At 67.9% G+C, this 11,421-nt stretch carries 13 protein-coding genes; 8 read left to right on the top strand and 5 right to left on the bottom strand.

Annotated elements, in window-relative coordinates; genetic code table 11:
* Nucleotides 1–91: 91 nt before the first annotated feature.
* The 5 genes from AAHM44_RS23620 to AAHM44_RS23600 form a co-directional block, all read right to left on the bottom strand.
* Nucleotides 92–457, bottom strand: a complete 366-nt coding sequence (locus tag AAHM44_RS23620) for a VOC family protein (RefSeq protein ID WP_269574542.1) — start codon at nt 455–457, stop codon at nt 92–94.
* Nucleotides 458–542: 85 nt separating this feature from the next.
* Complete coding sequence (locus AAHM44_RS23615; protein ID WP_342251525.1) at nt 543–1,553, bottom strand: nucleotidyltransferase domain-containing protein; 1,011 nt, start codon at nt 1,551–1,553, stop codon at nt 543–545.
* Nucleotides 1,550–2,395 (bottom strand): HprK-related kinase A, encoded by an 846-nt coding sequence (locus AAHM44_RS23610; RefSeq protein ID WP_342251524.1) that lies wholly within the window; start codon nt 2,393–2,395, stop codon nt 1,550–1,552. The genes AAHM44_RS23615 and AAHM44_RS23610 overlap by 4 nt, the downstream gene beginning before the upstream one ends.
* The gene (locus AAHM44_RS23605) at nt 2,392–2,664 is read right to left on the bottom strand and encodes an HPr-rel-A system PqqD family peptide chaperone (RefSeq protein ID WP_342251523.1); all 273 of its coding nucleotides are present in this window, start codon (nt 2,662–2,664) and stop codon (nt 2,392–2,394) included. Before AAHM44_RS23605 ends, AAHM44_RS23610 begins: the two co-directional genes overlap by 4 nt.
* A 116-nt stretch (nt 2,665–2,780) precedes the next feature.
* Nucleotides 2,781–3,167, bottom strand: a complete 387-nt coding sequence (locus tag AAHM44_RS23600; protein ID WP_269574538.1) for a hypothetical protein — start codon at nt 3,165–3,167, stop codon at nt 2,781–2,783.
* Between the two features lie 288 nt (nt 3,168–3,455).
* Between AAHM44_RS23600 and AAHM44_RS23595 the strand changes: the two genes are divergently transcribed.
* From AAHM44_RS23595 to AAHM44_RS23560, 8 genes are all read left to right on the top strand, one after another.
* Nucleotides 3,456–4,658 (top strand): ATP-binding protein, encoded by a 1,203-nt coding sequence (locus AAHM44_RS23595; protein ID WP_342251522.1) that lies wholly within the window; start codon nt 3,456–3,458, stop codon nt 4,656–4,658.
* Nucleotides 4,659–4,753: 95 nt separating this feature from the next.
* Nucleotides 4,754–5,764, top strand: a complete 1,011-nt coding sequence (locus tag AAHM44_RS23590; RefSeq protein WP_342251521.1) for a PstS family phosphate ABC transporter substrate-binding protein — start codon at nt 4,754–4,756, stop codon at nt 5,762–5,764.
* The gene (gene pstC, locus AAHM44_RS23585) at nt 5,764–7,140 is read left to right on the top strand and encodes a phosphate ABC transporter permease subunit PstC (protein ID WP_342251520.1); all 1,377 of its coding nucleotides are present in this window, start codon (nt 5,764–5,766) and stop codon (nt 7,138–7,140) included. Before AAHM44_RS23590 ends, pstC begins: the two co-directional genes overlap by 1 nt.
* Nucleotides 7,133–8,434 (top strand): phosphate ABC transporter permease PstA, encoded by a 1,302-nt coding sequence (gene pstA / locus AAHM44_RS23580; protein ID WP_342251519.1) that lies wholly within the window; start codon nt 7,133–7,135, stop codon nt 8,432–8,434. The genes pstC and pstA overlap by 8 nt, the downstream gene beginning before the upstream one ends.
* On the top strand, nt 8,434–9,210 hold the full coding sequence (gene pstB / locus AAHM44_RS23575; RefSeq protein ID WP_342251518.1) for a phosphate ABC transporter ATP-binding protein PstB: 777 nt from the start codon (nt 8,434–8,436) through the stop codon (nt 9,208–9,210). The genes pstA and pstB overlap by 1 nt, the downstream gene beginning before the upstream one ends.
* Before the next feature lie 11 nt (nt 9,211–9,221).
* Nucleotides 9,222–9,923 (top strand): phosphate signaling complex protein PhoU, encoded by a 702-nt coding sequence (phoU, locus tag AAHM44_RS23570; protein ID WP_184169363.1) that lies wholly within the window; start codon nt 9,222–9,224, stop codon nt 9,921–9,923.
* 16 nt (nt 9,924–9,939) lie between these two features.
* Nucleotides 9,940–10,632, top strand: coding sequence for a phosphate regulon transcriptional regulator PhoB (gene phoB / locus AAHM44_RS23565; protein ID WP_184169365.1), 693 nt, complete (start codon nt 9,940–9,942; stop codon nt 10,630–10,632).
* A 275-nt stretch (nt 10,633–10,907) separates the two neighbouring features.
* Nucleotides 10,908–11,201, top strand: coding sequence for a hypothetical protein (locus AAHM44_RS23560; protein ID WP_269574533.1), 294 nt, complete (start codon nt 10,908–10,910; stop codon nt 11,199–11,201).
* The last annotated feature ends 220 nt before the right edge of the window (nt 11,202–11,421 follow it).

Raw genomic sequence — 11,421 nt, 5'->3', positions numbered from 1 at the left:
CCCGGCCGGGCCGCGCCGGCGCCCCGCCCGCCCCCCGCCCCCCCCAACCCACCCCCACCCCCTCCCTTGCAGGGAGGGGAGCAAGAAGGAATCAGGTACGATTCTTCAGCTGGTGGAGCAGTACGCCATTGCCTTCGCTGTCCTCGATCACGCGCATCCGGCAGACGGGCGAGTGGATCAGGTCGGTCTTGAAGGTGACGCCCTTGGCCTCGAGATCGGCGCAGAGCGCGTCGAGGTCCTCGACCTCGAAGGCGATGGTGCCGCCGGAATCGGCCGAGGGCTTGTTGCCGGTGACCGTGGTGATGCCGAGGCAGCCGCCGCCGGGCAGGTCATATTCCACCCAGGGAATGCCATAGGCGGCGTTGCTCGCCGGCAGGCCGAGGACGTTCTCGTAGAAATTGCGGGCGCGGTCGAGATCGATGACCGGGTACATGGTGAAAGCGACCTTGCGGAACATCGAAACCCCTCCTGCTGAACGCCGCGGAGGATAGGCTGCGATCGCCTACATCACAAGGATTTGTTCCCGTTTCGTTTCAATGCGTTCAGCCGACCGGGCGATAGCCCTTGCGGTATTTGGTCCAGAGGTGGCGGGCGAGCATCAGCGGCGGCATGCGGAGCCAGTGGCTGCGGACATAGAAGGCCATGCGCAGCGGCCTGCGGGTCTGGCGGCCCCAGCCGTCACGCGCGGTGAGGCGGCGGAGATAGAGGCGATCGGCCAGCCCAAGCCGCTGGTATTCCGAAGGAACTTCGGTGCCGTAGAGGGCATGGCTGAGGCGCAGTGCGCGGGCCATTTCACGGGCCAGGCCGTGGTGGCGGGCGCGCTCCAGCAGGCCTTCGGTGCCACCATCCCGTACCAGACAGTGAAAGTCCCAAAGGTTGCGCATTCCGCCCGCCAGATCGCCGTCCGCCAGGAGATGGGCGACGGCGTGGACCAGCACATCCGGACGCGAAAGTATGCGCAGGCCGTTTTCGAGCGGTTCGCTGGCCGCGATCAGGCCGGCCGCGTCCGGGGTTATCTTCGCGGTCAGCGGCAGGATCGTGTGGTGGACGTCGATCATGCGATCCCGTTCATGATGGATCAGCGGGGGCAGCTCGTGCATCCAGCGGCGATAATAGGCATCGTCATAGGGATCGGGCTTCACCCATTCCCAGCCGGCGGCCATCAGCGCGGCCTCCACCTCGCCAAGGCTCTCGCGCGGCACGAGAATATCGAGATCGCCGATATTGCGGCCCGCGCTCGGCGACAGGCCGGCGGCGGCAAAGGCAGTGCCCTTGAGCAGCACCACCGGCACGCCCAGCGGGGCGAGCGCGCGACGGGCCATCTCGGCTTCCCAGAGGGCGGCCATGCGGACCTGCTCGGACGAGGCGAGCGCATCCTCGACCAGACGCTTTATCCGGGCGGGTAGCACCAGGCCATGCAAACGGTGCGCGAGCGTGCCAGCCATCTGCTCTGCACGGGCTACGGCGAAGAGTTCGGTCCACTCTTTCGCCGAGAAGGTGAGCGAAGCGGAGGGCTCGCGGAGTATGGTCGCAAGGCGCCAGCCGGGGTTCATGCGAGCCCCTCGACCAGGGCAATGCCAGCTTCGGTGTCCGGATAGTCTATTGCGCGCGCCGGGACCGACTGGACGAGCCGGGTGAGCGCATCGAAACCGCGCTCCGCCAGGTGGACGTAATTGGTCGAGGCCTGGGTCAGCCGGACGAATGCTTCGCTGGGCAGCACCGGGCGCTCGGCGGTGTCGAAGCCGAAGCGCGGGAAGAGGATCAGCGTGGGTTGCGCGGGCTCGGCCATCGCGGCGATGGCGCGGGCATCGGGGACGAGATGGCGGATATCGCCCTTGGGCGTGCCGGCGAGCAGCGGCCCGAACCGGCCCTGCGGGTGCGCGGCCTGCGCCACGCCGATCGCTTCGTTCTTCAGGCTGATCAGGCGCGGAAAGGCATGCGCCGCACCGGTTCGTGGATCGATCAGTACGAACTCATCGCCCATCAGCCGCCAGCCCCGCGCCATCAGCAGCGCCGCGAGGGTGGACTTGCCAGCGCCGGAGATGCCGGTCATCAGCACCGCCTTCCCGTCCCTTTCAACCGCGGATGCGTGCAGCAGCAGGTAGCGCCGCTGGGCGAGCGCCATCTGCAGGTTCATCCCCATCTCGGCGGCGAGCAGGCCCTGGGCAAGCGGCAGCGGCGCGGCATCGGGAATGGTGAAGTCCCCGCCGATATGGACCGCGGGGCGGAGATATCTGCGCCACGGGCGGGCGGCGAAGAGGTGGACGTTGAAATCCGGGATCTCGGGCTTCGGGTAATCGCGGTACAGGTCCTCCAGCGCGGCGATCGGCGCGCGCCAGTGGCTGCCGATGCGGAAGGCGGCGGGGCCGATCCGGAGATGGACGATGTGCCTCACAGCCGCTCGACCAGCCCGGCCTGGACAAGCTCGTCGAGGCGGATCGCCAGCGCGGCGGGATCGGCGTCGAGCAGGTCGTAGCGCTCGGTGAGGTTGGCGAGGAGCTGGTCGAGGGTCCGGGGCTCGGGGGTGAGCGCTTCGAGCAGCTCGGGTACCGGCGCGTCGACGACATGGGTGATGCCCGAGGCGCGGTGGTAGATCAGGGTGAGCGCGTCGAGGGGGACGATGCGGAGGGTTTCGGGCGCGGCGGCGCGGTAGAGGACCGTCATCTCACGCCCCATTCGTCATCCCGGCGAAAGCCGGGATCTCGTGCGGCTCCTTCCCCGCGCCTTCGCCTGAGATCCCGGCTTTCGCCGGGATGACGGGAACCGGGAATGCCACGGCCTCAACCGCGCGGCATTTGCAGCGAGGCGAAGCAGGTGAAGCCGCTGGTGCCCGATTGCAGGCGGCGGATGTAATTGGTGTAGGCGCGGCTCTGCTCATAGGTGGTGCCGGGCAGAGTGCCGCCGTTGAGCGCGTTCTTGACCTCGGCCGCCTTGAACGGCCGGCCCGCCGCCGGGAAGGCGCCCTGGGTGCCCGCGGGGACCAGCTTGCCGTCGGCCGCGACATATTGGCCGGCGCGGCCCGGATCGGGGACCGGGATCTCGCAGTTCATCACCGAGGCATTGGTCTGCGCCAGCGCGGGGCGGATCGAGACGATCGCGGACGCACTCGCCGCGCCGAGCATCAGTGCGCGTCGGCTTGCCTTCGGACCCTGTGCTTCGTCTGCCATGATGCATTGTCCTGCGCCCGGTGGCGTTTCGCAATCGTAAATTGTGGGACAGGCCGTCCCAACACCCTCGTCATTCCCGCGGAAGGCGGGAATCCATTGCCGCTGCCGTCGCGGCTCCGTTCGAGAAGCCGGCCAGAATGGATCTCCGCCTTCGCGGAGATGACGGTGAAAAGGGGTGGGGATGACGAAGCTGGAGTGCGGGAACGATGGAATAGAGGGCGCATCGGCAATAATCGCGGCAATAATCGCGGGTGACGAATCTTCGCCCCGCCCCTAGTAAGGCGGCTCATGCCCTATTCCTCCGGTATCAAGGCGCTTGTGGCGCTCGGCATCGCTGCCGCGGGCGCGCTGGCGGGGCTGTTGCTCAACGGCGACGTGCAGACCAGCCTGATCATGCTGGTGTGCGGCGTGGCCGCCGTGCTGGTGGCGACGGCCGGTGGCGACCAGGACGGTCCGCCCGATGCCGCCCCGGCGGCGAGCGAGGATCCGGGCATTGCCGAAGTGCTCGATGCGATCGCCGAGCCGGTGCTGCTGATCGCCGAGCGCCGCGTGACCGCCGCCAATCCGCCTGCCCGCACCCTGCTCGGCCAGCATATCCTGGGCGAGGATGTTCGGGTGGCCATTCGCCACCCCGCCGCCGCCGAGCGGCTGATGAACCCGAGCGATCCGGGCAGCGCGGCACCGATCCACCTGGTGGGCCTGGGCACGCGGGACCAGCGCTGGGAGATGCGGGTGACGACGCTCGCCGACGGACGGCGGATCGTCCATCTGGTCGACCGCACCGGTAGCTATGCCACCGAGCGGATCCGCGTCGACTTCGTCGCCAATGCCAGCCACGAGCTGCGCACCCCGCTCGCCTCGCTGCTCGGCTATGTCGAGACGCTGGAGGATGGCGCGGGCGAGGATCCGGGGCTGCGCGAGCGGTTCCTCAAGATCATGCACGGCGAGGCACGCCGGATGCAGCGGCTGATCGACGATCTGATCTCGCTGAGCCGGATCGAGGCGGAGAAATATCGCGCGCCCGACGATCCCGTCGCGCTGGGCGAGCTGATCGACGAAGTGTGCCTCGAGCTTTCGGGCGTGCCGCGCGCGGGCGATGTGGTGACCGAGATCGCCGAGACCGGGCCGGTGCGCGGCGATGCCTCGCAGCTCAGCCAGCTGCTCCACAACGTCATCGGCAATGCGATGAAGTACGGCCGCGAGGGAACGCCGATCCTCGTAAGCCTGTTGCCCGAGGGCGATTCGATGGTGCGCCTCAGCGTGACCGACCAGGGCGACGGCATCCCGCCCGAGCACCTGCCCCGCCTCACCGAGCGCTTCTACCGCGTCGATGCCGGCCGCAGCCGGACGATCGGCGGCACGGGCCTGGGCCTCTCGATCGTCAAGCATATCGTCGAGCGGCACCGCGGGCGCTTCGACATCGCCAGCGTGGTCGGCAAGGGAACCACGGTGAGCGTGCTGCTTCCCTTGGCCGCTGTCATAAAGCCGTAACCGTACTGCAACAGAGGCAGGGCGAACCGCAGGGCGATTCTCGCCCCCTTCTTGCCGTTCCCGGGAGACGAGACATTTTCGGCAGGCTTGCACTCGTGGCGACCGCGCTGACGCTGACTGCCTGCAACGGCAACAGCGCGCGGGAGATCCGCGTGGTCGGCTCGTCGACGGTCTATCCCTTCACCACGGCGGTGGCCGAGGCGTTCGTCAACCAGGGCAGCGGGCACCGCGCGCCGGTGGTCGAATCGATCGGCACGGGCGCGGGGCTGAAGCGCTTCTGCGAGGGCGTGGGCTGGCAGTTCCCGGACATCGCCAACGCCTCGCGCCGGATCAAGAAGACCGAATATGCCGATTGCCAGCGCAACGGCGTGGGCGAGATCATCGAGGTGCAGATCGGCATCGACGGAGTCGCGCTGGCCGAGGCGAACAACGGCCCGAAGCTGACGCTCAGCAAGAAGGACGTGTATCTGGCGCTGGCGGCGCATCCGTTCGGCAAGGACAGCAACCCGGCGCGGACCTGGCGCGACGTGAACCCGTCGCTGCCCGCGATCCCGATCCAGGTGATGGGCCCGCCCTCGACCAGCGGCACCCGCGACGCGCTGGTCGAGCTGGTGATGGAGCCGGGCTGCGCTGAGGCCGATCCCGCCGTCCACGCGATGAAGACGGCGAAGGACACCAGCCCGTACGACAATCGCTGCAAGCGCATCCGCGACGATGGCCCGTACATCGACAAGGGCGAGAACGATAATCTGATCGTCCAGGGGCTGGCGCAGAACCCCAATGCGATCGGCGTGTTCGGCTATTCCTATCTCGAGGAGAATGCCGACCGGCTGCACGGCGTGCCGATCGACGGCGTGGCGCCGAGCTATGCGACGATCGCCGATGGCAGCTATCCGGGCGCGCGGCCTTTGTTCCTCTATGTGAAGAAGCGCCACCTGCGCGCAGTTCCGGGGCTGGCCGACTTCCTGAAGCTCTACAGCACGATGTGGAACCCGGGCGGCAAGCTCTCGCGGCGCGGGCTGATCCCGGCGCCGGACGCGGTGCGCGCGCACGCGCTGGCGATCCTCGAGCAGCGCACGCCGCTCGATCCGGCGGGGCTGCACTGATGAACCCGCTCGCCCTCCTCTTCCTGATCGCCGGGCTTGGCCTGATCGGCTGGCTGACCGGCCGCGCCCGCGCCCAGCGGATCGATCGCGGCGGCGCCAAGCGGCTCCATTCGCTGCCCTCGCAGCATGGCTGGTATGTCGCGACCTGGGCGGTGCTGCCCGCCCTGCTGTTCGTCGCGGTCTGGGCCTCGCTCTCGCCGAGCCTGGTGCGCGACGCGGTGCTGGAGCATCCGGCGGCGAAGCAGCTGCCCCAGTTCGAGTTCGAGCGCGACGCGCTGCTCGCCGAGGCGAAGCGCGTGGCCGAGGACCCGGACGCCAAGGCGTTCGATCCGCTGGCCGCCGAGCTCGCCCCGGCGACCCGCGCGGCGGAGAACCGCTACAACTGGATGGGCAGCGCGATGGCGATCCTGCTCGCCTTTGCCGGCGGGCTGTTCGCCTGGTCGCGGATCCGCGCGCAGCTGAAGGCGCGCAGCCAGGTTGAGCGGATCGTGATGCTGCTCCTGCTGGTCGCCTCGCTGATCGCGATCCTGACCACGCTGGGCATCTTCCTGTCGCTGCTGTGGGAATCGCTGCGCTTCTTCGAGCAGGTGCCGATCACCGACTTCCTGTTCGGCACGCATTGGAGCCCGCAGGTGATCGAGGCGTCGAACCCCGGCAAGTCACTGGGCGCGGTGCCGTTGTTCTGGGGGACCTTCTTCATCGGCGCGGTGATCGCGATGCTGGTCGCCATCCCCTTCGGGCTGATGAGCGCGATCTATCTGACCCAATATGCCGCCCCCCGGGTGCGCGCCTGGATGAAGCCGACGCTGGAGATGCTCGCGGGCGTGCCGACGGTGGTCTATGGCTATTTCGCCGCGCTGACCGTGGCGCCGGCGGTGCGCGACCTGGCGGTGCATCTCGGCATGCCCTTCGCTTCGTCCGAGAGCGCGCTGGCAGCGGGTCTGGTGATGGGCGTGATGATCATCCCGTTCGTCTCCTCGATGGCCGATGACTCGATCGCCGCGGTGCCGACCGCGATGCGCGACGGCAGCCTGGCGATGGGCGCGACGCATAGCGAGACGATCTCGCGGGTGCTGCTGCCCGCCGCGCTGCCCGGCGTGGTCGCGGGCGTGCTGCTCGCCGTATCCCGCGCGATCGGCGAGACGATGATCGTGGTGATGGCCGCCAGCGGTGCCGCCAACATCACGCTCAACCCGTTCGAGAGCGCGACCACCGTCACCAAGCAGATCGTCGACCTGCTGACCGGCGAGGCCGAGTTCGACAGCCCGAAGACGCTGGCGGCGTTCGCGCTGGGCCTGACGCTCTTTGTCATCACGCTGCTGCTCAACATCGTCGCGCTGCGCGTCGTGAAGAAATACCGGGAGGCCTATGAATAAGCCCGCCCTCGAGGCCGTGCCGTCCCGCGCGCCGACCGACTGGAAGACCGCGGCGATGCAGAAGCGCATCCGCCGGCGCTATGCGCGCGAGCGGCGCTTCAAGCTGTTCGGGATGATGGCGGTGATCCTGTCGGCCGCCTTCCTCGCCTTCCTGCTGTTCACCATGGTGACCAATGGCTGGCGCGGCTTCACCCGCACCGAGATCGCGCTGCCGCTCGACTTCCCGGCGATGGCGATGAAGATCGATCCCGCCCAGCTCTCCACCCCGGGCGCCAATCTGGCGCTGGCCGGGGCGGAACTGGAGGACAAGGTCTCCAACGCCGCGCTCGCCGCTTATGGGCCGCAGAGCGTGCCGGTGCTGTCCGATGCCGCCTGGCTCAAGGTGCGCGAGGCGCTCAAGGCCGATCCCTCGCTGCTCCATCAGAAGAAGCTGCTCTGGGTGCCGGCCTCGACCCAGGTCGAGCAGGGGCTGCGCGGCAATGATGCCGCCGCGGCACCGCTGGCACGCAAGCTCAATGCCGCGGGCAAGCTCCACACCGGGTTCAACGCCGGCTTCTTCAGCGAATCGGATTCGACCGATCCGGTGGCGGTGGGCATCTGGGGGGCGTTCAAGGGATCGCTGCTGACCATGGCGGTGACTTTCCTGATCGCCTTCCCGATCGGGGTGCTCTCGGCGATCTATCTCGAGGAATATGCGCCGAAGAACCGCTGGACCGACCTGATCGAGGTTTCGATCAACAACCTGGCGGCGGTGCCCTCGATCATCTTCGGCCTGCTCGGGCTGGCGGTGTTCCTGGGCAGCTGGAGCCTGTTCGGGATGCGGGTGGGGCCGCTGCTGCCGCGCTCGGCCGCCTTGGTGGGCGGCGTGACCCTGGCGCTGATGATCATGCCCGTCATCGTCATCGCCAGCCGCAACGCGATCAAGGGCGTGCCGCCGTCGATCCGCGACGCCGCGCTGGGCATCGGGGCGAGCCGGATCCAGGTGGTGTTCCACCATGTCCTCCCCCTCGCCATGCCCGGCATCCTGACCGGCACGATCATCGGCATGGCGCGTGCGCTGGGCGAGACCGCGCCGCTGCTGCTGATCGGCATGCGCGCCTTCATCGTCACCCCGCCGGGCGGCTTCACCGACCCCGCCACCGTGCTGCCCGTCCAGATCTTCCTGTGGTCCGACGAAGTCAGCCGCGGCTTCGTCGAGAAGACCAGCGCCGCGATCCTTGTCCTGCTGGTGTTCCTGCTCGCCATGAACGGGCTCGCCATCTATCTTCGCAACAAATTCGAGACCCGCTGGTGATGACCGACGCCCACCCTGCCCCGCACAAGATGTCCGCGCGCGGCGTCAGCGTGTCCTATGGCGACAAGCAGGCGATCCGCGACGTCTCGATCGATGTCGACATGGATCATGTGACGGCGTTCATCGGCCCGTCGGGCTGCGGCAAGTCGACCTTCCTGCGCACGCTCAACCGGATGAACGACACCATCCCGAGCGCGCGGGTGACCGGCGAGATCACGCTGGACGGCGAGGACATCTATTCGTCGGACATGGACGTGGTGCAGCTGCGCGCCCGGGTCGGCATGGTGTTCCAGAAGCCCAACCCCTTCCCCAAGTCGATCTACGAGAATGTCGCCTATGGCCCGCGCATCCACGGGCTGGCGGCTTCGAAGGGCGCGCTGGACGGGATCGTCGAGCAGTCGCTGCGCCGCGCCGGCCTGTGGGACGAAGTGAAGGACCGGCTGAACGACAGCGGCACCGCGCTTTCGGGCGGCCAGCAGCAGCGGCTGTGCATCGCCCGCGCGATTGCCGTGGACCCCGAAGTGATCCTGATGGACGAGCCCTGCTCGGCGCTCGATCCGATCGCCACCGCGAAGATCGAGGAGCTGATCCACGAGCTCAAGGGGCGCTATGCGATCGTGATCGTGACGCACAACATGCAGCAGGCGGCACGCGTCAGCCAGAAGACCGCCTTCTTCCATCTCGGCCAGCTGGTCGAATATGGGGACACCGACAATATCTTCACCGCGCCGAAGCAGGAGCGGACGAAGGATTACATCACCGGCCGGTACGGCTAGGAGTACCCATTATGTCGACCGGCCAGGAACATACGGTAAAGGCGTTCGATCAGGACATCGGGCAACTGCGCGCGCTGATCTCGCAGATGGGCGGGCTCGCCGAGCAGGCGATCGAGGACGCGATGCTGGCGCTGTCGCGCGGCGATGCCGAGCTGGCCGACGAAGTACGCAAGAAGGACAAGCAGATCGACGCGATCGAGGCCGAGCTGGAAAAGCTCGTCGTCCGCGTGATCGCGCTGCGCGCCCCGATGGCCGACGATCTGCGCGAAGTGATCGCCGCGCTCAAGATCGCCGCGGTGATCGAGCGGATCGGCGACTATGCCAAGAACATCGCCAAGCGCGTGCCGCTGATCCATGCCGAGGGCGAGGAGCGGATCGAGGTCGTCTCGATCCTGCCGTCGATGGGCCAGCTGGCCGCGGACATGGTGCACGACGTGCTCGACGCCTTTTCGGCCCGCGATGCCGAGGCCGCGGTGCGGATCTGCGCCCGCGACAACGCGCTCGACGATTTCTACGACTCGATCTTCCGGACGCTGGTGACGTTCATGGTCGAGAATTCGAAGACGATCAGCCAGGTGGCGCACCTGCTGTTCGTGGCGAAGAACCTGGAGAGGATCGGCGACCACGCAACCAATGTGGCCGAGATGGTCTATTTCGCGGCGACAGGCGAATACATGGCCGAGCGCGAGACCGGCGCGGCCGGGACGAACTGAGCGGATTGGGGAACATATGGCCCGAGTGAAGATGCTTCTCGTCGAGGACGACGCCGCGATTGCGGAACTGGTCGCCTATCATTTCAAGCGTGAAGATTATGAGGTGAAGCACACGCCCGACGGCGAGGAAGCCCTGCTCCTCGCCAAGGAAGCGACGCCCGACATCGTGCTGCTCGACTGGATGGTCGAGGGGCTGAGCGGGATCGAGGTCTGCCGGCGCCTGCGCCGCATGCCCGAGACGGCGAACGTGCCGATCATCATGCTCACCGCGCGCGGCGAGGAAGAGGATCGCGTGCGCGGGCTCGAGACCGGGGCGGACGATTACGTCACCAAGCCCTTCTCCCCGCGCGAGCTCGTCGCCCGGGTCGGCGCGGTGCTGCGCCGCGTGCGCCCGGCGCTGGCCGGCGAGGCGCTGACCTATTCGGACATCGAGATGGACACGGTGGGCCACAAGGTCCGCCGCGGCGGCGAAGTGGTGCAGCTGGGGCCGACCGAGTTCCGCCTGCTCAAGCACTTCCTCGAGCATCCGGGCTGGGTGTTCTCGCGCGAGCGGCTGCTCGACGCGGTGTGGGGGCATGACAGCGACATCGAGAGCCGCACGGTGGACGTCCACATCCGCCGCCTGCGCAAGGCGATCAACCATGGCAACCGGCCGGACATCATCCGGACGGTGCGCTCGGCCGGGTACGCGCTCGACGCGGGGAATTGAGGAATAGCCGTCATCCCGGCGAAAGCCGGGATCTCGTGCGGCTCTTTTCCCGACTCCTCACTTCGTCATTCCCGCGCAGGCGGGAATCCATTGGCACTGACGCGGCGCTTCTTTCGACAAGCCAGCCAGAATGGATCCCCGCCTGCGCGGGGATGACGGCGGGTGTGCGGAGGAGAGCCCTTCCACATGAACCCGATTTAACGAAACCAACCCCTCCCCCTCGCGTTGCTGGAACCGGGCGTAACGATCTCGCCCGGTTTCAGGAGACGCACCCCATGAAGCTCCTTGTCATGGCAGCCGCGCTGACGCTGGTCGCCGGCGCCGCGCAGGCACAGACTTCGGCGCAGAAGGCCGAATCCCCGACCAACAACGACGCGAGCAAGCTCGGCGGCTATGCGCCAGCCGCGCCGCTGTTCAGCACCGGCACCACGCCGCCGCCGGGCACCCAGGTGGTGTTCGTGCCGAGCACCCAGACGCCAACCCAGGCCTTCCCGCCGCCGGCACCGAAGGAAAGCTACCCGATCTGCAAGCGCGGCCAGTTCGACGGCTGCCGCCAGCGCGGCGGCTGAGCGCGGCCAAATCCCCTTTTTGCGGGATGGAATGTGGCCGGGGGGCCACCGCGCACCCCGCCCAAGCGGGTAGGGGGGGGAGGGGGGGGGGTGGGAGAGAGGTAAGGTCACAAAGAAGTTAATGATTTTTGCCTCGGCCGCCTTGGTGGGCGGCGTGACCCTGGCGCTGATGATCATGCCCGTCATCGGCATCGCCAGCCGCAACGCGATCAAGGGCGTG

It is taken from the genome of Sphingomonas sp. OTU376 (assembly GCF_038440415.1).
GTDB classification, from domain to species: Bacteria; Pseudomonadota; Alphaproteobacteria; order Sphingomonadales; family Sphingomonadaceae; genus Sphingomonas; species Sphingomonas kyeonggiensis_A.
The sequence above is the reverse complement of the archived record's forward strand: the minus strand, read 5'-3'. Positions and strand labels throughout refer to the sequence as shown.